The sequence below is a fragment of the Noviherbaspirillum sp. genome (assembly GCF_035254865.1).
Classification (GTDB): Bacteria; Pseudomonadota; Gammaproteobacteria; order Burkholderiales; family Burkholderiaceae_D; genus Noviherbaspirillum.
In genome coordinates, this window is the sequence record NZ_DATFAF010000012.1 from 12,566 (window position 1) to 36,164 (window position 23,599).

At 58.5% G+C, this 23,599-nt stretch carries 24 protein-coding genes and 1 pseudogene; 5 read left to right on the forward strand and 20 right to left on the reverse strand.

The window, feature by feature from the left end; genetic code table 11:
- Window positions 1-319: 319 nt before the first annotated feature.
- A complete protein-coding gene (mgtA, locus tag VJ651_RS03490) occupies window positions 320-2,887 on the reverse strand; it encodes a magnesium-translocating P-type ATPase (RefSeq protein ID WP_324106094.1) in 2,568 nt (855 codons plus the stop codon).
- A gap of 239 nt (window positions 2,888-3,126) precedes the next feature.
- On the opposite strand from mgtA, the gene VJ651_RS03495 reads away from it, so the two are divergent.
- A complete protein-coding gene (locus VJ651_RS03495; RefSeq protein ID WP_324106095.1) occupies window positions 3,127-4,530 on the forward strand; it encodes a phospholipase D-like domain-containing protein in 1,404 nt (467 codons plus the stop codon).
- On the opposite strand, the gene VJ651_RS03500 is transcribed toward VJ651_RS03495, so the two are convergent.
- The 6 genes from VJ651_RS03500 to VJ651_RS03520 all read right to left on the reverse strand — a co-directional run bounded on the left by VJ651_RS03500 (window position 4,521) and on the right by VJ651_RS03520 (window position 10,924).
- Window positions 4,521-4,859: a hypothetical protein gene (locus VJ651_RS03500; protein ID WP_324106142.1), complete on the reverse strand. Its 339-nt coding sequence runs from the start codon at window positions 4,857-4,859 to the stop codon at window positions 4,521-4,523. The genes VJ651_RS03495 and VJ651_RS03500 overlap by 10 nt on opposite strands.
- Window positions 4,810-5,958, reverse strand: coding sequence for a TIGR03118 family protein (locus VJ651_RS03505; protein ID WP_324106096.1), 1,149 nt, complete (start codon window positions 5,956-5,958; stop codon window positions 4,810-4,812). Before VJ651_RS03505 ends, VJ651_RS03500 begins: the two co-directional genes overlap by 50 nt.
- A 718-nt stretch (window positions 5,959-6,676) precedes the next feature.
- Window positions 6,677-9,604, reverse strand: coding sequence for an aconitate hydratase AcnA (gene acnA / locus VJ651_RS03510; protein WP_324106097.1), 2,928 nt, complete (start codon window positions 9,602-9,604; stop codon window positions 6,677-6,679).
- 165 nt (window positions 9,605-9,769) lie between these two features.
- Window positions 9,770-9,946: a phospholipase A gene (locus VJ651_RS23575; RefSeq protein ID WP_414691300.1), complete on the reverse strand. Its 177-nt coding sequence runs from the start codon at window positions 9,944-9,946 to the stop codon at window positions 9,770-9,772.
- Between the two features lie 60 nt (window positions 9,947-10,006).
- Window positions 10,007-10,330, reverse strand: coding sequence for a hypothetical protein (locus VJ651_RS03515; RefSeq protein WP_324106098.1), 324 nt, complete (start codon window positions 10,328-10,330; stop codon window positions 10,007-10,009).
- A 33-nt stretch (window positions 10,331-10,363) separates the two neighbouring features.
- On the reverse strand, window positions 10,364-10,924 hold the full coding sequence (locus VJ651_RS03520) for a DUF1269 domain-containing protein (RefSeq protein ID WP_324106099.1): 561 nt from the start codon (window positions 10,922-10,924) through the stop codon (window positions 10,364-10,366).
- A 331-nt stretch (window positions 10,925-11,255) separates the two neighbouring features.
- Here VJ651_RS03520 and VJ651_RS03525 point away from each other — a divergent pair, with 331 nt between their 5' ends.
- Window positions 11,256-11,435, forward strand: a complete 180-nt coding sequence (locus VJ651_RS03525) for a hypothetical protein (RefSeq protein ID WP_324106100.1) — start codon at window positions 11,256-11,258, stop codon at window positions 11,433-11,435.
- 49 nt (window positions 11,436-11,484) lie between these two features.
- Window positions 11,485-11,592, forward strand: coding sequence for a hypothetical protein (locus VJ651_RS23580; RefSeq protein ID WP_414691304.1), 108 nt, complete (start codon window positions 11,485-11,487; stop codon window positions 11,590-11,592).
- A 22-nt stretch (window positions 11,593-11,614) separates the two neighbouring features.
- Here the strand turns inward: VJ651_RS23580 and VJ651_RS03530 are convergent, their stop codons facing one another.
- The 3 genes from VJ651_RS03530 to VJ651_RS23585 all read right to left on the reverse strand — a co-directional run bounded on the left by VJ651_RS03530 (window position 11,615) and on the right by VJ651_RS23585 (window position 14,092).
- Complete coding sequence (locus VJ651_RS03530; RefSeq protein WP_324106101.1) at window positions 11,615-12,589, reverse strand: cation diffusion facilitator family transporter; 975 nt, start codon at window positions 12,587-12,589, stop codon at window positions 11,615-11,617.
- 76 nt (window positions 12,590-12,665) lie between these two features.
- On the reverse strand, window positions 12,666-13,760 hold the full coding sequence (locus VJ651_RS03535; protein ID WP_324106102.1) for a phospholipase A: 1,095 nt from the start codon (window positions 13,758-13,760) through the stop codon (window positions 12,666-12,668).
- Window positions 13,730-14,092 carry a hypothetical protein gene (locus VJ651_RS23585; protein WP_414691301.1) on the reverse strand — a complete coding sequence of 121 codons (363 nt, stop codon included), beginning with the start codon at window positions 14,090-14,092 and terminating at the stop codon, window positions 13,730-13,732. The genes VJ651_RS03535 and VJ651_RS23585 overlap by 31 nt, the downstream gene beginning before the upstream one ends.
- A 582-nt stretch (window positions 14,093-14,674) precedes the next feature.
- Here VJ651_RS23585 and VJ651_RS03545 point away from each other — a divergent pair.
- Window positions 14,675-14,815 (forward strand): hypothetical protein, encoded by a 141-nt coding sequence (locus tag VJ651_RS03545; protein WP_324106103.1) that lies wholly within the window; start codon window positions 14,675-14,677, stop codon window positions 14,813-14,815.
- 107 nt (window positions 14,816-14,922) lie between these two features.
- Window positions 14,923-15,114 carry a hypothetical protein gene (locus VJ651_RS03550; protein ID WP_324106104.1) on the forward strand — a complete coding sequence of 64 codons (192 nt, stop codon included), beginning with the start codon at window positions 14,923-14,925 and terminating at the stop codon, window positions 15,112-15,114.
- 39 nt (window positions 15,115-15,153) lie between these two features.
- Here VJ651_RS03550 and ygiD read toward each other — a convergent pair whose 3' ends face one another.
- From ygiD to VJ651_RS03595, 10 genes and pseudogenes are all read right to left on the reverse strand, one after another.
- Window positions 15,154-16,026 (reverse strand): 4,5-DOPA dioxygenase extradiol, encoded by an 873-nt coding sequence (ygiD, locus tag VJ651_RS03555; protein WP_324106105.1) that lies wholly within the window; start codon window positions 16,024-16,026, stop codon window positions 15,154-15,156.
- 441 nt (window positions 16,027-16,467) lie between these two features.
- Window positions 16,468-16,548: pseudogene (locus VJ651_RS23590) on the reverse strand (IS5/IS1182 family transposase); the annotation flags it as partial.
- Between the two features lie 88 nt (window positions 16,549-16,636).
- On the reverse strand, window positions 16,637-16,993 hold the full coding sequence (locus tag VJ651_RS03560) for a TraR/DksA family transcriptional regulator (RefSeq protein ID WP_324106106.1): 357 nt from the start codon (window positions 16,991-16,993) through the stop codon (window positions 16,637-16,639).
- Between the two features lie 141 nt (window positions 16,994-17,134).
- Window positions 17,135-18,769 (reverse strand): hypothetical protein, encoded by a 1,635-nt coding sequence (locus tag VJ651_RS03565; RefSeq protein ID WP_324106107.1) that lies wholly within the window; start codon window positions 18,767-18,769, stop codon window positions 17,135-17,137.
- A 47-nt stretch (window positions 18,770-18,816) separates the two neighbouring features.
- Window positions 18,817-19,362, reverse strand: a complete 546-nt coding sequence (locus VJ651_RS03570; RefSeq protein WP_324106108.1) for a DsbA family protein — start codon at window positions 19,360-19,362, stop codon at window positions 18,817-18,819.
- Window positions 19,359-19,850, reverse strand: coding sequence for a redoxin domain-containing protein (locus VJ651_RS03575; protein ID WP_324106109.1), 492 nt, complete (start codon window positions 19,848-19,850; stop codon window positions 19,359-19,361). Before VJ651_RS03575 ends, VJ651_RS03570 begins: the two co-directional genes overlap by 4 nt.
- A gap of 129 nt (window positions 19,851-19,979) precedes the next feature.
- Window positions 19,980-20,552: an NADPH-dependent FMN reductase gene (locus tag VJ651_RS03580; protein WP_324106110.1), complete on the reverse strand. Its 573-nt coding sequence runs from the start codon at window positions 20,550-20,552 to the stop codon at window positions 19,980-19,982.
- Window positions 20,553-20,788: 236 nt separating this feature from the next.
- A complete protein-coding gene (locus tag VJ651_RS03585; protein WP_324106111.1) occupies window positions 20,789-21,550 on the reverse strand; it encodes an SDR family oxidoreductase in 762 nt (253 codons plus the stop codon).
- A 24-nt stretch (window positions 21,551-21,574) separates the two neighbouring features.
- Entirely contained in the window at window positions 21,575-22,339 is a 765-nt protein-coding gene (locus VJ651_RS03590) for an SDR family oxidoreductase (protein WP_324106112.1), read from the reverse strand.
- Between the two features lie 22 nt (window positions 22,340-22,361).
- Complete coding sequence (locus VJ651_RS03595) at window positions 22,362-23,591, reverse strand: amidohydrolase family protein (RefSeq protein WP_324106113.1); 1,230 nt, start codon at window positions 23,589-23,591, stop codon at window positions 22,362-22,364.
- Between the last annotated feature and the right edge of the window lie 8 nt (window positions 23,592-23,599).

Consider the following 23,599-nt stretch of genomic DNA (forward strand, 5'->3'; position numbering starts at 1 on the left):
CAATAGTCGTGACATCCTTCCGTTATGCTAGGAAAGGCATGTCCGACATTCCTGATGTAAGTCAAACAGGTTCAGATGCGTTTAGTTTTTGATGTCGCAATATTTCGAGAATTCCCCCTACTCTGCCATCCCCACTACGATCGCTCGCATCCAGGATCGTGGTTTGGCAGCGCATGCCGGGCGGCGGCAAATCCTTCAACAGGACTTCCGGATTCAGGAAGGAAAATTCGATAGCGCGAAGGTGCCGAGCAATTGACGCCCAATGAATGTCACTGTCGCTTCATCGTGCTTGGAGACGCCCCGGATAGCGGTTGTGGCGTTATCCCGCCATTGTTGCTGCAGCCTTTGCCGTCGAAGACCAGCGATAGAAGCCCTGTTTGGCCACTTCAACGACAAAGAGATAGAGCAGCACCATGGCCCCGAGGAGGAAATAGAACCGGGCGGGCGGAGGTACCAATCCGAAATACGTTCCCATCGGTGTGAACGGCAACACCACCGCAATGCCTACGACCGCAAGCGAGGTTGCCGTCAGCCACGGATGGGCACGGCTTTTCAGCGGATTGCCGCGGGTACGGATGATGAAGATCACCAGCACCTGGGTGCACAACGATTCGACGAACCAGCCGGTCTGAAACAATTTCTCGTCGGCCTGAAGCACCGCCAGCAGGATGTAGAAAGTCAGGAAATCGAACAGCGAACTGATCGGCCCGATCACGAGCATGAAGTTGCGGATGAAGTGCAAGTCGAGCACGCGCGGATAGCTGGTTTCCTTCGCATCTACCTTGTCCAGCGGAATTGGCACCTCCGATATGTCGTAGAGAATGTTGTTGAGCAGGATTTGTGTCGGCAACATCGGCAGGAAAGGCAAAAACAGCGACGCGCCAGCCATGCTGAACATGTTGCCGAAATTGGAGCTGGTCCCCATCAAAATGTACTTCATGATGTTGCCAAATGTACGTCGCCCTTCCAGAACGCCCGCGTGAAGCACATGCAAGTCCTGTTTCAGAAGAATCATGTCGGCCGCCTCTTTCGCCACGTCAACGGCCGAATCGACCGACAGACCGACGTCGGCGGAGTGCAGCGAGGGTGCATCGTTGATGCCGTCGCCCAGATAACCCACCACATGGCCGCGTGCCTTGAGTGCCAGGATCACGCGATTTTTCTCCGTCGGATTGATTCGGCAGAACAGATTGGCTGTCTCTACGCGCGCGCGCAGGGCGTGATCATCCATCCGCGCGATTTCCTTGCCAGTCAGAATCCCCACGACCGGAATCTGCAGTTGGGCGCAGACATGGCGCGTGACCAGGTCGCTATCGCCCGTGACGATCTTGATCGCGACGCCGACGTGCTTGAGCGCACGGAGCGCGGAGGCGGCGCTCTCCTTGGGTGGGTCGAGGAAGGCGGCAAACCCGGCCAGCACCAACTCTGCTTCGTCGCTCACGACAGCATGCGGATGGTCCGGCGGCACCTGGCGCCAGGCGATGCCGAGCACGCGAAGTCCCTCTTCTTCCAGCGCGTGGTACTGGCCGTGAATGTTGACCAGCGCCGTTTCATCGATAGGCTGCTGGCGCGCTGCACCTTCTACTTCGTAATGGGTACAGAGCCCCACGATTTCATCGGGCGCGCCCTTCACCACCAGCCAACGCGTTTCGCCATTGTCGATCAGTACGGAAACGCGGCGCCGTTCGAAATCAAACGGCACCTCGTCGATTTTTCGCCATGGGCCGACGTCAATATGTTCGTGACCAAGGATGGCATCATCGAGCGGGCTTTTCAGGCCGGTTTCAAAATAACTGTTGAAATAGGCCAGTTCCAGCACCCGCTCGCTGGGCTGGCCATGCGCGTCTACATGCCGCTCCATCTGGATGCTCGCCTCGGTCAAGGTGCCGGTCTTGTCCGTGCACAGGATATCCATCGAACCCAAGTCCTGGATGGCCGTCATGCGCTTGACGATCATGTGCTGCTTTGCCATGCGCAGCGCGCCGCGTGCGAGCGTGACCGAGACGATCATGGGCAACAATTCCGGCGTCAGGCCGACGGCAAGGGCCACCGCGAACAGGAAAGACTCCAGCCAAGGCTTTTGAAACAAGGTGTTCACCAGCAGCACGAACATCACCATCAAGACCGTCAGCCGCATGATCAGCATGCCAAAGCGGCGGGTACCGAGCTCGAACGACGTCGGTGGCGACTGGCGCGAAATGCTGTCGGCGATTGCTCCAATCGCGGTGGCGGTCCCTGTCTTCACCACCAGCATGCGGGCGCTGCCGCTGATGACCGATGTCCCCATGAACACCGCGTTGGTCGCCTCCTCCAACTCCGTGGCCGTCTCCGGCAGCGTGCCCGGACGTTTTTCCACCGGGTAGGACTCCCCGGTCAGCAGCGCCTGCTTGACGAAGAAGTCATGCGCTTCAAGCACGCGCCCGTCGGCTGGAATCAAATCTCCGGCCGATAGCAGTACGACATCAGCGGGTACGATCTGGGTCACGGGGATTTCCGATGGCTTGCCATCGCGTATCACCGTGGCCCGTATGGAAACCGATTGACGCAATTTCTCCGCGGCCGCGTTGGCACGGTACTCCTGGACAAAATCCAGCGTGACGCTGAGCAAAACGATACTACTGATAATGAGGAAGTTGGTGACCTCTCCGGTCGCCGCCGAAACTGCACTGGCGACGAGGAGAATAAGGACGAGAGGATTCTTGAAACGGGTGAGATACTGCAGCAGGAGCGGTTTTTCTTTCCGTTCGCGGAACAGATTTGGGCCGTATTTGGTAAGCCGGACCGTGGCCTCGGCCGCCGACAGGCCGCTCGCCTCGGCCGCACGCTCAGCCGTCTCTACTGACAGCGGCGCAAGCCACCAGGGTACCGGCGTCTGATCTATCGGCATCTCACGGCTCCCGGTGAGTTCGGCTCGCAAAGGCCGGGTTAAGGAGCATGCAGCACCACGTCACAAAGTAATCGTGTGGCAGTGCCCATTTCAATGCCGTTCTGCATGATGTGCAGAGTGCAATTGCCAGCTTAAAATGGCCATTCTATGGTCCGCGACATGCGCTCGCAATGACAGGGTGGGATGAGACGAGAGGAAAATGCAATTGGCTGATCCATGTCAACCGGGGAGACGTTCGCGTGGCAAGTAATCTTGCCACGGACCTTCGCTGGACAGTCCCGCTGTCGGCGCTGGAGCATGGCGCTTTCGTGTTCGGTGGATTGCTGCTTTACGTGCTGGTGACCCGGATCGGTCATCAGCGCCGGCATCCCTCTGCTGCTTTTGCCTGGGTTTTGACCATTGCCGTCATACCCTATATTGGCATTCCACTATTTTTGCTGTTTGGCGCGCGCAAAGTGGTGCGCCCGCAGCGCCCCGATCATCCTTCGTTTCCTCTCGGTGCAGATCACGCGGGGCCGGTCTGGGCAACCAGATTACTCGCTGTATTGGGGGTGCCGCCGCAGACGGATAATCAGATTGTCCGCTTTCATGAAGATGGCTTGGCATCGCAACGCGCGGTGTTGACGTTGATTGAGCAGGCACAGCAGCGCATTGATCTGTGCACCTTCATTCTCGGCGCCGATGCATTCGGCAATGCTTTGGTCGAGACGATGGTAAAAAGTGCTCAGGGTGGTGTGCGCATCCGCGTACTGCTGGACATGATTGGCGGGCTGCGGTGCGCGCGGTCGCAGCTACGCGCAATGCGCGACGCCGGTATTGATGTTCGCTGGTTCATGCCGTTGCTGCACACGCACCTGCATGCACACATTAATCTGCGCAATCACCGCAAGCTGGTGATCTGCGACGAAGAATCCATGTGGAGCGGCGGGCGCAATTTTGCTTCCGAATATTTCACAGGCAGTGAAGGGCATTCTGCGTGGCCGGATTTGAGTTTCGTCGTCAAGGGACCGCTTGCGTCGCAAGCCGCATTGCTGTTCGAGCGCGACTGGCGTGCGGCCGGCGGCAATGCGCAATCCATATCGCCAGCGAGATCGCCTGCTTCGACAGGAAGCCCCGCGCAACTCGTGCCGAGCGGGCCGGATTATGCGGACGACACTGTGTATGCATTATTGCTGACGGCGGCATATCAGGCTCAACGAAAAATTGTTGCCGTTACGCCTTACTTTGTACCGGACGAGGCGCTCCTTGCCGCATGGTGCATGGCGTGCCGCCGCGGCGTGCGTGTCATTCTGCTGGTGCCCAGACGATCGAATCACCGGCTGGCGGATTTGGCCCGCGAACGCGCATTGCGTGATCTGTGCCAGGCTGGCGCCGAGGTGTATTTGTTTCCCACCATGTTGCACGCAAAGGCGGTCATCATCGACGACGGCCTTGCGCTATGCGGATCAGCCAATCTGGATGGGCGCAGCCTGTTTCTGAACTTTGAATTGATGACGGCATTTTATGGCCAGTCGGAAGTTCATTGGCTTGTCGGGTGGGCGATGCGGCACGTGCAGCAATCGGATCGATATGAAGCGCAGGAACCATCATGGTGGCGCGATCTGATAGAAGGCATTGTGCGCGTGGTCGGCTTTCAACTCTGAGAGCCGGATGATGAGACTCGATACGGCGAGTCGAGGTCGGTAAAGGCATGCAAAGCGGAAGCTGCTGCATCAGCAGTGCTTGCCTGATAGATCGGCTTGAGGGCCGCCGCTAGCGCCTTGCGGTCTTTCCAGCTCACCAGACTGAGCGAGTTGCGGATCTTCAATCGCAGGGCGTCGATCCGTGTAGCACGACACGAACTGGAAAAAATAAGTTGTAAGCCTTCGCGCCAAAAAACCGGGCGCGCCCGCTCCCGCGCGTAAAACGGGCGCGCTGCTGCATCACTGATCGCTATCCTGCCCCGCATCCGGCGCCACATCAATACGGCCATACAGCCCCTGCTTTTCATCACCTGGGCCGGCGGCGAAAAACAGCGTATTGACAGGCTGATTGTTAAAGCCATTGCCGAATGCCAGTCCCCATAAACCGTCGATCTTAATCGGCCGTTTCCCCGGGTCCTTCAATGTGCCTGTCAGATCGCCGGTGGCGATATCGTAGGCGTGGATCAGGCCATCGCCGAAATTGCCGACCAACAGGCGCCCGCTGAATTTTCCGAAGCCCGCCGGGGCCAGCGCCATGCCCCATGGCGAATTGAGCTTCCCCCGCGATACCAGGCGGCGCAACAGTGTGCCATTGGGGTCGTACACATCGATGAAGCCCAAGCCCTCGCCAGCGACATCATCATGCTTTGCCGCATCTTGCTTGGCATAGGCGACATAGATGTCACCACCGATGGCTTGCAGTCCGAACGGCGCGAAGCCGGCAGGCAGGCCGGGATCGGAAAATGCGCCTGGCGCAAGCGTGACCGGCTTGAACGCGGTGTCGAAAACATCAATCCGATTATTGTGGAAGTCCGCCGCGTACAGCAGGCTGCCGTTACCGCCTGCGCTCAGCGCAAGGCCCTTGTAGACGGCGCCGGTGGCCACGGAGTTGTCTACCATGCGAACCGCATGCGTGGCATCGACGTTGGGCGCCCAAGCGGCAATGACGCCGTCCTCGGTGGCGAAGATGAACTTGCTCGCTCCGGATGTCCCGCCTTGCGACACCACGAAGCCCGTCGAGGCATTGAAAACGATGCCGGTCGGCGTGCCAGGCCCGCTGGCATTAGCCGGCCCTGGAATCTGTACAACGAGAGATTGCGGCTTGCCATTGCCGTCGTATAGCGTACTGACGCCGGTGCCGTTATCGGCCACCCATACCGGGCCGAACGGGTTGAAGGCAACGCCCCAGCTATTGATCAAATTGGGATCGATGTTATCCGCCGGATTGGCACCGTCGGACACCAGGTTGTGCTGTTGATAAAAATTACCGGTTGCCTGAATGCTGGCCGCTTGGTCTCCGTTTGCCTGAGCCGGTGGCGCCATGATGCAGGCAAGCACGCTCAATGCACACAGATAGCGGATAGCATTGCGATGACGACGTGTATCCATTTCCGATTCTCCAAGAATTGACAGTTGATATCGAGAACAGTGTTCTCACCAATCTGCTTTTGCATCCGCAGCATTCGAGCCGGCGGGTTCGGCAGCATCTGGTAGACACGTCATTCAGTACAGACGGTTCATATCTGCCGTACTAAATCTGCTCCCATATTTGGAATGGATCAAAGGTCTTGCCATCGCTTGGCGTTCCTGGCAACGATCGCATGGCCGCGCAACATGCAACGCCATCATTTTTTCGTGAAAGCCATACATCACCCGTTTGGGATGGGGCCGGCGACGATGCGGCAAGCACCTGCGGAATCCGCTGCTTGCGCAGGCAGGAATTTTTCAGGACAGGGCAGACTCATTTGACCTAAATTTAAGGTCAGCTTTATTGTTTAAACGGAGCGATGGTGGCATTCATAGACTTGACCATAATGGTGAATCCTGCATCAAGGTCAAAGGTGTCTGGAAGCATTCGTGCCGTGCGAAGGACAAGGATGGCAGCACGCCGATTTCTTGCTGACTGCCAAGCGCGACAAGGCTGCTCCTACGCGCTTTTCCACAAGGCCATGCACAAGAAAATCGAACTGGCCAAGAGCGACGCCAACAAGGCGGTGATCGATGTTCCCTGCCACGGCGCGTCGCCGCGCTTTGGTCCAGAGGCAATCGTACGCGTGCGCTCCTCGGTCCCAGTCTTGGCCCGCTCGCTACGTTTTTCAACAGCCTGCTAGTATGCCGGTGGATCGCTGGCCGGAAAGGATGCGATCGATCCTTCATCGACTACGCCATCAGACGGTTTTTGCCCAGGCTCTGGCGGCGGGGTTGCAACCATCGCCGGGGACAAGACATCAGGCCGCTCCTTCCCGGAAAGCAGCTGGCGCAACACGTACCGGAGAATGCCACCGTGCCGGTAATAAAGGAGCTCCTGCGGAGTATCTATGCGCACCCAGACCTCGAATTCGTTTATCCGTCCATCGGCAGCCTTGGCGTGAACCTTTAGCGTATTGCCGCCCAAGGAGCCGCGCTGCGCCGCCTCGGTCAGCCCGACGATGTCAAATACCTCTTCGCCGCTCAAGGCGAGCGATTCTATGGACTCGCCGGGAGCAAATTGCAACGGAAGTATCCCCATGCCGATCAGATTGGAGCGGTGAATGCGTTCATAGCTCTGTGCGATGACCGCCCGGATACCCTGCAACTGCGGCCCCTTGGCTGCCCAGTCCCGGCTCGATCCCGATCCGTACTCTTTCCCGGCCAGCACGATCAGCGGTGTGCCGTCACTCTGATAGCGCATCGCGGCGTCATAGATGGGCATGATTTCGCCGGTAGGCAGATACCGTGTGAACGGGCCTTCCATCTCCGGCACCAGGCGGTTGCGGATGCGCACGTTGGCGAATGTGCCGCGCACCATCACTTCATGATTGCCACGCCGCGAACCGTAGGAATTGAAATCCTTCAGCTCCACGCCATGCTCGATGAGGAAACGCCCCGCCGGCGAATCCTTCTTGATGCTGCCGGCAGGAGAAATGTGATCCGTCGTCACGCTGTCGCCCAGCACCGCGATAGCGCGCGCACTGGAAATCCCGGCCACCGATTGCGGCGCCTCCTTCGGCATCCCCTCGAAGTATGGCGGCTTGCGCAGATAGGTGGACGCGGTCTCCCATGAATAACGCTCGTTTGCCTTCACCTCGAGCACGTTCCAGCGCCCATCGCCCTCGTGGATCTTCCGGTAGTTACGATCGAACATCTCGGAACTGACCGATTCGCGGATCACGCGCTCCACCTCTGCCGGCGCTGGCCAGATGTCGCGCAGGAACACCGGCTGCCCAGATGAGTCGTGTCCCAAGGGTTCGGCATACAGGTTGATATCGATCCGCCCCGCTATCGCAAAGGCGACCACCAAGGGCGGCGACATCAGGAAATTCGCGCGTACTTCGGAATGGATGCGGCCTTCGAAGTTGCGATTCCCGGACAGCACCGAGGCAACGACCAGGCCGTGCCGCTCGATCGCTTCGGAGACTTCCGCCGGCAGCGGCCCGGAGTTGCCGATGCAGGTGGTGCAGCCGTAGCCGGCCAGATAGAAACCGAGCGTCTCCAGGTGGGGGGTCAATCCGGCCTTGTCATAGTAATCAGTCACCACTCTCGATCCCGGCGCAAGCGAGGTTTTCACCCACGGTTTGCGTCGCAGGCCCTTCTGCGCCGCGTTGCGCGCCAGCAGCCCGGCCGCGATCATCACTGATGGATTGGAGGTATTGGTGCAACTCGTGATGGCGGCGATGACCACCGAACCGTGGCGGAGCTGGTGAATCTCCTCACCGATCTTGTACTCCGTCATCTCCGGCACATCCTGATAGCTTCCTTCGCCCCATGTTCCCACAACATGGCCATGCTCCTCTCTGCCCGTCGCGCTCCCCGTCTGCGATTTGGGCGACGGCCGAGGCGGCAACAGCGAGGTAAGCGCCGATTGAAAAGCGTTTTTGGCCAGGCCGAGAGGAATGCGGTCTTGTGGGCGACGGGGCCCAGCTATGCTGGCCTCTACGGTGTCCAAATCCAGTTCCAAAGTGTCGGTGAAAACAGGCTCCGGCGTATTGACAGTGTGGAACAGCCCCTGCTCTTTCATGTAAGCCTCGACAAGCGCGATGCGCTCTTCGGACCGGCCGGTGAAACGCAGATAATCCAGCGTCGTCTGATCGACAGGAAATATTGTGCAGGTCGAGCCGTATTCCGGCGACATGTTGCCGACCGTTGCGCGGTCCGCAACCGAAAGGCTCGAAATGCCGGGCCCGTAGAATTCCACGAACTGGCCTACCACGCCTTTCTTGCGCAGCATTTCAGCCACAGTCAGCACCAGATCGGTCGCCGTCGTCCCCTCGCGCAGCGCGCCCGTCAGGCGGAATCCGACGATCTGAGGAATGAGCATGGAAATCGGCTGACCCAGCATCGCGGCTTCCGCCTCGATGCCGCCTACTCCCCATCCAAGCACGCCCAAGCCGTTGACCATGGGCGTATGCGAGTCGGTGCCGATCAGGGTATCGGGGTATGCCAGCGGCGGTCCACCATTGAACCGGGCCGCGTCATCGCCGCCAAAGACGACGCGCGCGAGGAACTCGAGATTCACCTGATGACATATCCCGGCGTTCGGCGGCGTGGCGGCAAAGTTGCGGAAGGCCTTGTTTCCCCACTTGATGAACTTGTAGCGCTCCTCATTGCGCTTGTAATCGAGCTCCTCGTTGCGGTTGAAGGCGTCGGCAGTGCCGAATACGTCGACCTGAATCGAATGGTCGATGACCAGCTCTACCGGTAGAAGCGGATTGATCTTTTGGGGATCGCCGCCGAGTTCGGCCATCGCATCGCGCATGGCCGCCAGATCCACCAGCGCCGGCACGCCGGTGAAATCCTGGAGCAGCACCCGTGCCGGCATGAAGGAAATTTCCTTGTCTGAACGGGATTTCGGATCCCACATGGCCAAGGCGCGAATGTCGTCCGCGGTCACGGTCACGCCATCCTCGTGCCTCAACAGATTCTCAAGCAGAATCTTCAACGAATACGGAAGGCGGTCCACATCGATGCCGACGCTTTTGAGGGCATCGATTCGGTAAATTTCAAATTCGCGTCTGCCCACTTGCAGGGACGAACGTGCATTAAAGCTGTTCATCATAGAATCTCCTCGTCCAGACGGCTGTCGCCGCAACGCGATTTTTCTTTTGAACGCATGGACAGGTGGCGGTTTCCCGGTTATGAAAAAATCGCTTTCGTCGGCCTTGTGCGAGGGAATCCGGCTGGCCGGACAAGGTCCTGGAGGTGAGGAACCTTTCCCCGGAAGCTATCGGAATTCGATATATATTCCTAATCCGAAGACGCGCTGATAAGCGTTATAGTCGATCAAGCTGTAGCCATAGCCCGAAAAATATTGCACATATCCTTTTAGGCTGGATATCAGCGTCGGAGCGCTCCCGGATTCCCGCGCACTCCTGGAGCCCCACCGGTATTTCCGCTGCAAGCACAGAATCGGCGCCGAGCATCAGCAGGCTCGCGGATCAGAAACGGCAACGCGCTTCATTCATGGCATGAGCACACGCCCCGATGGCTCAAGCTTGAAACGGGCGTTCGCCAGCTTGTGCTCGAATGAATCCTCGAGCAGGCTGCCGACGACGATCTGATATTGGCTCATGCAAGCATCCTCGAACATTAGATGGACTTGAATCGTGCCTTCGGATTCCCCCATTTCGTTTGCCTTGCCATAGCCCTTGAAGTCGAACCGGCCGACGCGGACTGCATGGCTGGCCTCGCGTCCTTCCGCTTCCGTCATCCCGACCCGCCCAAGCTTCGGATCGGAAAAGATGGCATGCGGCGAGACCCGTTGCTTCGTTTGCCCACCGTCCAAATGCCCGGCACGCTGGTCTGAATGGTCTTCCCCTCAAGGGTGCATTGGCGGTGATGGCGTACCGGATGCGGTACCAGACGTCGCAGATGTCGACGAGAGCGCAGCCTGGAGCCTGGACTCCTGCTCGGGTGACAGCGAAGAACGAAGCACATGGCCGCGAAAGCGCGACAGCTCATTGAGCACTTTCTCGGGCTGCACCTTTCGGATCAAAACGAACAGCGCCGAGGTATTGGGCTTGAGCGCCTGGGAAAGATTTCTCATGAAATCATCATTGATCCCGTAATCGTTGAGCTTACCGGCCAGCGCGCCGCTGCCGGCGCCGACTGCCGCGCCGATGGCAAAGCCTACCAAAGGATTAAGGAAAAGCATCCCCACCAGCGCGCCCCACAAGCTGCCCCACAGCCCGCCACCCGCCGCACTGATGCCCATCAAATTGACGCTTTGCCGGAGATCGACTTCACCGTCCGGGCGCCGAACGGCAATGACAGCATCTTCGAAATCGATCAGGTATTCCTTTTGAAGGCGCTTGAGCTCGGCGAGCACCTGTTCCGCCTCAGTAATGCTATCGAACGCGACAGCCACTAATTCAGACATCGAAAATTCTCCATCTTGGCCAAGTTGACATGTAATGCATCCCTAGGCGGACGCGAAGATAGGCTCTAAGTGATGCACACCAATGCTCTCCCAAAGAAACGTGAACCAAAGGGGTACGATAGGCGATAACAGGCTTTGTACAGAGCATGCCCCTCCTGCACTGTGGTGAGCTGAAACGGAAAAGCGCGACTTCTACAAGGTAGTCCACTACTCGGTAGCGAGTCGTTCCGATATTGGGACTATTTGACCTGCCTCAGTGCCAACCGCAGATTTATGGAAATCAAACAATTGGCCTGCGATCATTACTTTACTTCCTCATTCGGAAGTCGATATGCTCATCGCCAATCTATTTCTCTCGAGGTTTATCCAGTTCCGGGACGTCGATCCCCATTTTTTCTGGCATCCTGCAATTGAGCGGCTGCGCAGTTTCGTGCTCCTGTTCGACGGCGCAGAGCTGGCCATCCACGCATACGAAACCAAAAGCCAATTCTTCGAACGCCCTGAAAAATAACTAGCACGCAGCGCGGACGACCAAGTGCATCATCCTGTAGGAGATCTTCATCTCCCCCGAACTGGGTCAGGTCGGGATGGCGAAGCAGGATGCGCGGAGGAACGGCCATGCTGTCTGCATCGGCCGGTTCGATTTCCGGAATAAAGGCAAAGCGTAAGCAATCTTTCACGCCTTAATGTCTACGATCGGAACGATGATCTGAACGAACCGGTTTCGAGAAATATGTGGTGGACCGATGGATATTCGGCCTTTATGGCGCACTCCAGCCGGTCAATTGCTTGCTCCAGTTCATTGATGCCGAGGCCGCGCCTGAAGCGCACCGCGGCGGTGAGCAATACATGATCCGGGCCGAGTTGCATGGTGAGGAGATGGCCGACTTTTTCTACCGCTGGCTCGCTGGAAATCATTTCCTTCAACTTCAGAATTTGATCGCGGTCGATGCTTTCTCCAACCAGCAATCCCCCTGTTTCGCGGGCGAGCGCGAATGCGGCCGCGACTAGTACCAGGCCTATAATCACCGATGCCACCGGATCGATATACGGGTTATGGAATTGATGGCCCAGCCAGATTCCAGAACTGGCAACGGCGATACCGATCAATGCGGCGGAATCTTCAATGAATACCGTGAATACGGAAGCATCCTTGCTACGACGTACGGCCTGCCACAGGCTCTCGTCCGTGCGACGCCGTTCATTAAGCTCCTTTCGCGACTTGTTCCAGCTATAGCCCTCAAACAGCGCGGCGAGAGTCAGCACGACGTAGTTCCACGTTGGATCTTCCAGGGCCGGGAGATTTCTTAAAGCGACTACCCCGTGATAAATCGATATGCCCCCGCCCAGTGAAAACACGGAAAGCGCGACAATCAACGCCCAAAAATATAAGACCTTTCCATAGCCAAAAGGATGCCATTCATCGGGCGGCTTTTCGCTATGCTTCATTCCGAGCAACAGGAGAAATTCATTGCCAGTATCGACTGCGGAATGAACGCCTTCGGCCAGCATCGCTGCGCTGCCGGTCATGCCAGCTGCGACAAACTTGCTGATCGCAATGGCGACATTCGCGACGATCGCGGCATAGACGACTTTTCGCGATTGCGAGAGACCGGCGGGACATTCTGGCCGGCATCCAGGCGGAATTTCTTGCTCGATGCGCATGTGCGGCTACCCAACCGAGTCGATGCAGAGCGTGAAGTGCCTATCCGATGCGCGAGGCCCAAGCATTCAATGTATCCTAATAATCGATCAGCACGCCCAGCCCGATCGTTTTTTGCGAGTAGTTATAGTCGATCAGGCTTTGCCCATATCCTGAAAATACCTGCACGTATCCCTTGAGATGCTCAACCAGGGGAAACGCCCATCCGAGTTGCAGCGCGCCCCGGTCGGTGCGGAAGTTATGTCTGACGAGCGCCGAAAATTTCTGCCCTCGCCATCGATAGGTGGCGCTGACATCGCCATAACCCATGAAGTCAAGAATGTCCAGATTGTCGTCGCCGCCGGTGCTTTCGGGCAGACGCTTCCAGACTCGCCCTAGCAAGATGAAATTGCCTTTTTCCAGTCCGGCTTGGACATAGATCCGGTTCCAGCTGCGCGACAATGCCGACGCCCGGCCATTGGACTGGTGAGCCAGGCCGACATTCACAAAACGTGCATGCATCCCCAACACGCGGAAGTCGATTGGCGTTACCGCCATCAGCTCCGGTTGGTAATCCGTTTCTCGAAACGGGCTCGAGGCCTTGCGGTTATATGCCTGCCAGTTGCTTTGCTGGGTATAGCCAAGCCACAGGTCGGTGTGCGTCGGCGCCAGGTTTTCCAATAGTTTCATCTTGAAGCCCAGCTGGAATTTCAGCTCTGTATGAGAAAGGCCATCGTCTTGCGGTACCAGGCCGGCAAGCGGGCTGAATGGAGCGGCGTTGGGTGCGAAGCTGTAGTTGGCAAGGAGAACGTAGTTGTCCTGATGCGGTCGGAAGGCGAACAGGCCGCGCTTATTCGCCGGACCCAATTCCCAATGTTGTGCAAGCCATTGCCCGTTTTGCACGCCAGCTGCCGCGGGCGGCACAGGAATCGGTGCCATGCGCCGATTCTCCTTTTCGGCTTCTTCCTTGCCCTGCGCCGCAGCTAGCCGGTCAAAACAGTCAAGCCGTCGGCTGTTGTCGGCGATACGCGCGCAGTCGCCCAGCGTTTCCGGCAGAGGGTGCGAAAATGCGATGCCAGAAAGCAGAAGAAAAATTCCGGCAAGGGGAGATGGCCGCATGGTTTGCTCGATATGACTTGTCGCTATGGCGCGATTCTTTTTCGCTAATTCCTTCTTTCCTGCGTTCCGCCCCATGCATATCTGCACTGCCGCCGTATTCGTCGCCGGCTGCAACCTGGGTAAGCCGATCCGAGCCACTCGGCGCCGAACGACCCGAAATCCTCGCTGGCCGACGTCGGTCCGGCGCCGTTGCGCAGCAGGCCGACGACGCCGGTTTTTCCGACACCCGTCGTCACTTCATAGCCGGCTGCGCGCAATCGGTCTGCCGCCAGGCTCGCCGTGCGAGTTTCCTGCATCGACAATTCGGGATGCGCGTGTATATCGGTGTACAGCGCCTCCAGGTCCGGCAGCAGATTGTTCAGGTTCGCCAGTACCTGATTGGCGGAGCGCATCGATTGCATGCTCATGCCTTGCCTTTCCGGCTGCACGCATCTCGATGCTGCAGTCTCATACATAAATAGGGTTAATGCTGCGATACCACGAGTGCATTACGAGGGTGCTTGGCCAAGCATCGAGCCTTTTGCGAAGACAGGAATATGCCGGTTTTGTTCCATCGACGAGTATGGCCGGACCATGGAGGTCAAAGCCGCGCCATTTTCTGCCGCAAATATAAAACGTTTGCTTTCCCGAATAGGAATCTCAAACCTATACTGAATTGTCGTGCAAGGACACTGAAATAGGCGCGTGTTTGAGGATAGCTCCATCGCAGGACGCTGGGTCGAGATCAAAGCGGATTTCCGTCGAGAATACGCACCCCGCGTGAAATGGCGAAGCCAAGGCATGCGACTGCAACGCAGTGCCGGGGGCAAGGAAGCCGGCATCGGCACGCAGAACAGGGGGAATGCGCTCTAGCAGGCTGTTGAAAAACTACTGCGCGGGTCGACCTTGGGGCCTGCGGTGCTCTGGGTACCACTCTGTTCGCGCGCTCTCCGGCCCCAATCTCGCCCCGCTCGCTACGTTTTTCAACAGCCTGCTAGCCTTCTGCAGAAATGCAACCAGGCCAGTGCACCCGCAAGTTCCGCTTGGGAAGCGACTCGTTGTTGTTCAATCCCAATGGCCGCAGCAGCATGTCGGTGCAGGATTATGCAGTTGCGACGATCGACGAACTGGCGCGCCCTGCGCATGTCTGACAACGTTTCACGTTCGGCTACTGACAATGCAGCCTTCTTTTCAGTGACTGCCGGGCGGCCATGGTTGCCTCGGCAAATGCCACGTTCACTTCACCCATGGAGCAAACATGTATTACAAAAAACCGAGTGGCGACTATTTCGAGCTGATTGCCGTGACGCGGGTCTATGTTCTCCAAAAAAATCACGCTGGAGATCTGGAACTTCGACTCGAGCTGGCCGATGGCAGCACGCTGGAGCGTGTCCTTACACGTGCCGCATATGCGGTTTTTTTGGAGAATCCGCCGAGCATCATCATTTAAGACGTAAAAGTTGTGGCTCCTATGGCAATGTCCAACCCATCAAATATTAGTGTCTTGGGGCGGCACCTCTTGGGGATTTGGCATAGGCACGCCTGCTTTTTGCACATCGGGCGGGGACACCCCTGCACACCCCAGCACAAAAGATGTCATGGTGAGAGACCCCATGGTACCGCCGTCAACAAGCACTTCAGGCGTTTGTTTCGCCAGCGCGGCCAGACCGGCCAGATAAGCCAATGGAAGAAAATGCTCGGGAGTCGGTACTGCCCTGCGATACTCCGCGTGCTTAAGGATGTTTGCCAGGCTCCCCGGGCTCGTCGTCATTAGCTTCCGGACTTCCGCATCAAAGTCCATCGCCCAGTCAAACGCTTGATCAGCGAGATGCCAGTTGATAAGGCGGAGGTTATGGACGACGTTTCCACTTCCCAAAATGAAAATCCCGCGCTCACGCAATGGAGCTAATCTCTCGCCCAGATGAAGGTGGTATGGCAAGCCTTCGCCAGCGTGCACAGAAAGTTGCACAACCGGGATGTCTGCCTTCGGAAAGACATGTGCCAACACAGACCACGTACCGTGGTCCAAGCCCCAGCTATCGCGGTCAAGAGCAACGTAGTCTGGCCGCACAATGTCCGCAATTTCCTCGGCCACATCAGGAGCGCCCTTCGCAGGGTAGTCAAAATCAAACAAGGGTTTGGGAAATCCATAGAAGTCGTGGATGACTCTGGGGTTCGGCATTGCTGTCACCGCACTACTGTTAATAAACCAATGTGCTGAAATGGCGAGCACGGCGCGCGGTCGCGGTAGCGCTCGCCCCAGTTCACGCCATGCAGCAGTAAACCGGTTGGTCTCCAATGTGTTCATCGGGTTGCCGTGTCCGATAAACGCTGCTGGCATTGTAGTTGCTGGATTCATCATCGAAATTCCGAAAGGCATATCGGCGAAAAAGCGCAAGACAATATATTCGAACCGCTTTTTCTATTGAAGTTTTCTACTTGAACATGAACGTGCTCAACAATAATTCTGCTGGCATCGGGAAAATTTGAGTATCAAGAAGGCAGCCGCTATGAGGCGCGTCAATTTGGTTGGATATTACGGGGTCTGCAAAGATTCAGACTCCTGTCATCAAAGGGATTAACTGTCCTCATATCACGCGCCATGATTGACATTTCGCGTGCGCTATTCGAACGCTTCATCGATTCGCTCAACGACGCTGCTTGAATGGCTAAAGTCGGGCTAAGTGACTGTTTAAAAACTCCATGGAAATAGGCGCCGCATAAACAAAGCCCCCATCGCGACGAAAATCATGTTCTGCGAGACATTGATTCTTTGTTCATAGTCACGCACCAGGCGACGCCACCGCATCAGCCGCCGGAACCAGTAATACACCGTCTCCCACGGTGGGAAGTCATTGGCCAGCATGCGCCATACACACGTTGCTGCCCATGCAGCGGAAGCCACCTCGCTGTGGCGCCTTACCGTTCCGGCGTCGGCGCGCTGACTTCCGTACGTCGGAGCGGCGCGCAGTTCACTCTCCTTCCTCACGTGTCTCGTCCTGAACCGCGACCAGCGCTTCCGGAACCTCGTCGAGTCTGGCTTTCGGTATCGGCTCGCCACTCACGTCGGAGATACCATACGTGCCTTCGGCGATCTTTTGCAGTGCGCGGTCGATACGGTTTAACCGCTGCTTGTCGACATCGTGCAACGCCTGATAGACCTCGTTTTGTTCCATGTCCTGCGCCCTGTCTTCGAATTCCCGCGCCTCTTCGCCGCGCTCTTCCTGTAGCCTTCGTAAATTCGCGAGCGCCTTGGCTTCACCGCCAAGCAGCTGCGCCCGCAGTGCTTCGAGGCGCTTGCGTTGCTGCTCGATGAAGTCCTTGCTCAATCCTGCATTTCGATCCGGCATGGGTACCTCCCGGAATTTTTCATGGACCGCGGATTCCGCGATGAAGCGCTGCCGGACATACGCGGGCGTATTCCCTATCGCGACGCATCGCGCCCTTTCCTGCACGTCACCGCCTCAGCTTCAATGCCGTAGACAGCTCGCATTTCCAGCATCCGCCACGGCCAGGAAAGTGATGCTCGCCGGCGCAAACGTCACCTGGCCGGCAACAACATGCGCGCCTTGCAGCAATGGAAGCGCATCGTCGGCGGTCAGCGCAAGCTCGCGTCCATTCACCTGCACTCGGCTGTCTTCCGGCGTACGCGCAGCGAGCGTGTAGCGCTCCGCTGCCACCGGAAGTTGAAGCGATTCCTGCTGCGTCCGGCTGTTGTTGATCGCCAGCAGCGTCACGCCGCCGGGGCGGTCGCGCATGCAATGCGCATACAGATGCAGTCCCGGCTGGGACGCTCCGGCATCAAGCACGGTAGAGCCCATCAATCTGTGCCATAGCAGCGCGGCCCAATAGTTCGGCCGCGGCGCAAAGGTTTTCTGATCAAGCAATCCATATTCGCTCGACGCCAGCGTATTGTGGAAGCTGACCGTGACGCCTTTCTTTGCCAGGCGGCCTAACCGATCCAGGTAGCGAAAGCTGTCGAGAAACGTTGCTGCCCATGGATTGCCGCCGCACGCTGAATCGGCGGTTTCCGTCACCCACACGCCCTTGCTGGTCGGTTCGAACCGATTGCGTAGGCCGATATAGAAGCTGTAGATGGCGTCCGGGCGGGCAAGCCACTGTTCCGACATTGCCGCGGCTGCGGTTGTTTGCGACAAGGCGCCCAGCGACACGCAGCGCTGCGAAGCTGCTGCGTATGAATGATACGAGTAGACATCGAACACAGGCTGCGGCGTCGCGGACAGAATGTCTTCGGTCTTGAGCAGCATGTCTCCCGGGACGACTGGCGCCGTACCGCCCTCGCCCACTGACCCGGGGCCAACGATCAGCATGTCGGGTGCTGCCGCCTTGGCGAACGGCTTGAAGACGGCGAAGTCATGCGCATACGATTCGGCGTCGTAGCCTGCAGGCGCGCCTCCAAACACCGGAATGGACGGCTCGTTGAACATTTCCGCCGCAACGATATTGCCGCCGACTGAGCTCGTATAGGAAAGAATGCGCCGCGCCTGATCCGGCGTCCACACGCCGGAGGCGTTGCGTACACCCGCACTGATAGCAAAAGACGTGACCAGCGCTGCATTCACCGCATGCGCGAAATCAATAACGCCTTTCCATTGGGGGCGCGTCAACACGCCCCGGAAGCCCTCGGGCGCAGCCTGCGGAGCAGGCGTGTCCGAGTCGTGGAAAAAAACGGAGTTGGCCCATGATCCGCTTACGCGCACGTAAGCCGGACCGAGCGCAGACGCCAACTTGCGTAGGCGTGGATTAGTCAGGTCGATGGGTGGCCGCTCCTCGAACATCGCCGGGTTCTGTCCAGCCTGTGGGGCTGCGCCCTCCGTCTTGGATGCCGCGGGAGAGGCGCCGACATCCGGGACAGCCTTGCCCTGCTTGTCGTACATGTCGTACGGCTTCCAAAATTTGGCACCGATTATCTCGGCCATTTCGACGTTGTATGACTGATACCGCTCGTCGACTGTGGCGATGCGCGGCAGCTTCGCCGGGGAAACGGTGATCGCTGAAGCGGTAAGCGGGGTCGAAGCGGATGACGCAATGATGCCACCCAATGTCGCGGCGATCAGGCACCCGACAATGCTTCGAGGTTTCATCTTTCGCTCCTTGCTTTTTTCAATACCGCGTCATAGTCGATGCCCCGTCATATCCGGGTAATCAAATCTGCGATGGCAACATTCAACTCGCCGAAATCGCCTTCATAACGATAACCATTAATGAAGAAACATGGCGTGCCATTGACTCCGCTGCGCACGCCGCCCATGAAATCGGCATGGATGCGTCCGTCGATCTTGGGCCCGCGCATTGCGCGCACAACTGCCGATTCGTCGATGCCGAGTGCCTGAAATCCTGCTTCCAACCCTTCTGCTCCGTAGGCGCTCCACGCTTCCTGGTTCTCGTAGAGCCAGTCGTGCATGGGCCAGAATTTGCTCACCGAGGCGGCCGCCTCGGCGCACTGCGCTGCCGGGTGCGCCAGCGGATGCACATTGGTCAAGGGGAAGTTGCGGAAAACGAAGCGCAGGTAAGATCCAGACTCACGCTGGATGCGCTTGATCAGCGGATAGGCCATGCCGCATGCGGGGCATTGATAGTCGCCGTACTCGACCAGGGTGACCGGAGCATTGGCGTGGCCTTGGATGTGATCGTCAGCCGATACCGGCACAGTCAGATCGGGAGCGTTGCTGTTCATGGCGTCCCCCGCTTGTCAGCGTCCTTGGAGGCAAGGCTATCCAGCGCATTGAGGATGCCGGCAGCGCCCGGATTGACACCCATCGGCGACAAATAGCTCCAGCGTATGACGCCGTCCGCATCGATGACGAACAACGCGCGTTCGGCCACCCCGGCCTTTTCGTCATATACGCCGTATTGCCGGGCGACCGCGCCCTTCGGCTCGAAATCCGACAACAGAGGGAAGTGATACTTGCGGTCGCGCGCCAGTGCGGAGTGGCTCCACACGCCATCGACCGAGATCGCCAGCAGTTGTGCGTTGTATTTGCCGAATTCGCCCAGCAATTCGTTATACAACGCGAGCTGGTCGCTGCAAACCGGACTCCAGTCTGCGGGATAGAAAACCAGAATCACGTTGCGGCTCCGGAAATCGGACAACGACACGCTCTGGTCAGGTGTCGAGTGCAGCGTGAAATCCGGCGCCACACATCCGGCGGACAGGATCGCCATGATCAACCTCGCTCTGGACGGAGAAGTATGAATCTTGATGCCTCATGCTGAGGCACTTTCATAGTGCGGTTGTCCATCATCGATCCCTTTCTCTCGTGATTCATCCATTTCCCCGACGTTGATCCCCATTCAATCATTCGGTGACAACGCCTTTTCGACGCGCACGATGAAGGTATGGAATTCCTCCATGTAGTTGCTCAGGAACTTGACGGTCGCATCCTCGGTAACCTGGCCGTCGTCGGTGATCATACCCGGCGTAAAGTGGATGTATGCCTCGATGGTATTCATCAGCGGCGAATTGCAAAAGCAGAGCACGCCGCGCAGGCTTTGTTGCGCGAGGGCGGTGCCGATCGCGCCGGGCGATGCGCCGATGATCGCGGAAGGTTTGCCGGTAAAGGAATTCTGTCCCCACGGACGGCTGGCCCAGTCGATGGCGTTCTTCAGCCCTCCGGGAATCGAACGGTTATATTCCGGAGTGACGAACAACAGCGCATCGACGTCGGCGATTGCCTGCTTGAAGTCACGCGCGACGGGCGGGTAGTCGGCGTCGTAGTCGTAGCTGTACAGCGGCAGATCCTTGAATGGGATCTCGGTCATGCTCAATCCTGGCGGTGCCAGGTTGACCAATGCTTTCGACAGTTTTCGATTGATTGACTCTTTCGCGAGGCTGCCGACGAAGTAACCTACCTTGTATGTGGTCATGATGAACTCCTTGGTGATGAGGTGCCGTGGTTCGAGGATGGGACCTTTGCGGTCATGGCCCGATGCCGGTTTCGGTCCGCCTTCATGATTCCTGACCTCCTAGTTGGTGCCGCAAAGCCAGTCGCCGGATGCGAACGGCGGCCACCCGGTGCGCACCGGTTTCCAGGCGCCGATCAGTTGCTCGCGCAATGTTTTTTTCATGATGACTCTCCTGGGCTCGTGCGTGGTCAGGGCCGTCAGGACGAAGTCTGCGCATCGTTGTCGATAGGCAGGACCTGCCCGGAAATCGACTTCCCCGCATCCGACGTCAGAAACAAGATCAAGGCGGCAATATCCTTCGGATCGACGAAACGCTTGAGAGACTGGATGCTCATGGCGGCCTCCCGCTCTTCTTCCAGCGTCTTGTGTTCCACGTCGGCACGCCCCTGCAGAACGCGTTCGATGCGCTCGCCGCCCACTGCGCCCGGTGCGATGGCATTGCAGCGGATGTTGTACTGGCCCAGTTCGCGCGAAAGGGTCTTCGCGAAGCCGATCAGCCCCATCTTCGCGGTGCAGTACGCGCTGCGGTTCGGATAGCCGAAGCGCCCGCCGACCGACGACATGACGATGATGCTTCCGGCCGGCGACTTTTTCAGATGCGGAATGGCAAGGCGCGTGACGTGGTACGTGCCGATCACATCGATGGTCATGACCGCCTCCCATTGGTCGGGATTGGTATCCTCGACCGGCGCGGTGGGACCGGCAATGCCGGCGTTGTTCACCAGGACGTCAAGTCCTCCCAGCGCCGCGACGGCAGCGGGAACCATGCGCTCGATGTCCTGGCGTTGCGATATGTCGCAGACGATGGTCTTCAGGCCGGGAATCTCTTTCGCGGCTGCATCCAATGCCTGGGCATTGATGTCGCAGACGCAGACCGCGGCGCCATTCGCGGCGAATGTCCGGGCGATTTCCTTTCCGATGCCGGCCGCTCCGGCCGTCACTAAAACACGTTGAGCCATCTCTTTCTCCTGTATCAATGTCGTTCAATGCGCCGTCTGCGCCCCATCCACGGCAAACACCCCGCCTGTGGCAAAACTGGCCGAGGGCGAGCAGAGGAACAGCACCATCCCTGCAATCTCCTCCGGCTGTGCGGGGCGTCCCAGGGGGACATTGCCGACCACCATCTGGCGATAGGCCGGGTCGTTCAGCCAGCCCGCAGTCATGGGGGTTTCGACCAGCCCCGGCGCCACGGCATTAATGCGGATACCTTTTGATGCGTAATCGACGGCGGCCGCCCTGGTCAAGCCGATGACGCCATGCTTGGCGGCCACATAGGGCGCCATGCCGGGATCGCCGATCATGCCGGCCACCGAGGCGGTGTTCACGATCGCACCGCTGCCCGTCTTCGACATCTGGCGGATTTCATACTTCAAGCACAAGAACACGCCACGGAGATCGACAGCGATGACCTTGTCGAAATCGGATTCCTCCATCTCTGCCAGGGGCTTGGTGGGTGGAAGGATTCCGGAATTGTTGAAGGCGCAATCCAGGGTGCCGTAGGCTTTCACCGTGGCTTGCACCAAAGCTTCGACCGACACGGCCTGCGTGACATCCGTGTGCACAAATTGCGCCTCGCCGCCCTCCTTCCTGATCAACTCCACAGTGTCGCCGGCAGCGGCGCTGACGTCACCGATGCAGAGTTTGGCGCCCTGCCGTGCAAAGGCGAGGGCTGTCGCTCGGCCGATTCCGCTGGCCGCACCCGTAACCAGGACGACCTTGCCCGTGTAATCAAGCAAATGATTATTCATCTGGCATTCTCCTTGCTCCATGTCACGTCGTCTGCCGTGCCGTTGGGCTGCGATAGACCACGCCGCTCTTCATGACGAAATCGACATTGGCCGTCACGCTGATGTCGGCCAATGGGTCGCCCGGCATGGCAACGATATCGGCGTGCCTGTCGACCGCAAGCACGCCGATATCGTGCTGACCGAGCAATTCCGCAGCGACGCTGGTCGCGGTCTTGAGCGCGCGAATGGGTGCAAGACCCGCCGCCACCATTGCCTGGAATTCCAGGATGCCGTGGCTGAAAGGAAACATGCCGCAATCGGTGCCGTAGGCGATGTTCACGTCGCTGCCGGCAATCAGGCGCTGGGACGCCAGGATCTGCGCATTGTCGCGGCCGAATTTCCAGACCGCCTGGCACGGCAGAGTGTTGGCGTGCAATGCGTGCAAATCCTCCTGGGTCATCTGCATGGTTGGGACCAGGTAGATGCCGGCCTGCTTTGCCATCGCCAGCGCATCGGCGTCGATCAGGTAAGCATGTTCCAGGCTGCGCGCGCCCGCGCGGATGGCTTGCTTGCAGCCGTCGGCGGCGCCGGTGTGCACCGCCACCGGCATGCCCAACTGCCGCGCAGTGGCCGCAAGGATAGTCATTTCATCGTCGAACCACGTTACGCGGGCCGGATCGTCGCCTGGGCTGAAATAGCCCCCCGTGTTGGTCGTCTTGATCCAGTCGCTGCCAAAGGTGTGCTCGCGGCGCACCAGGGCCTTGATCGTACCCGCGTCGTCGGCGATGGCGGAGACGGGAATGTTCCAACGGGGCGCGTAGAACCCGCGCAGGTCGCCATGGCCGGCAGAGGCACTGATGATATGCGCGGCCACGATCAGCCGCGGTCCCTCGACGAGGCCGGCGGCGAGCGCGTTGCGCAGGTCGACGGTGGGAAATTCCGGATCGGCACAGCCCATGTCGCGCAGCGTCGTGAAGCCATAACGCATGTAGTCGCGGGCAATGTTCAGCCCCTTGAGCGCCTTGGCTGCGGATGATTGCAGCGTCTGTTGAGCCAGATCGGCGGCATCCATCGTCAGATGCACATGCGTGTCAATGAACCCGGGACTCACGGTGCGCTCCGAAAGATCAATCGTCTGCGCATCGGCTGGCCGGCGTACCGAGGGGCCGATCTCGGCGATACGATCGCCGTCCACGAGAATTTCGACCGGGCCCGTCAACTGGTCAGCCACACCATCGAACAGCTTGCCGCACCGTAGTACCAAGGCTCCCATGTCAAGAC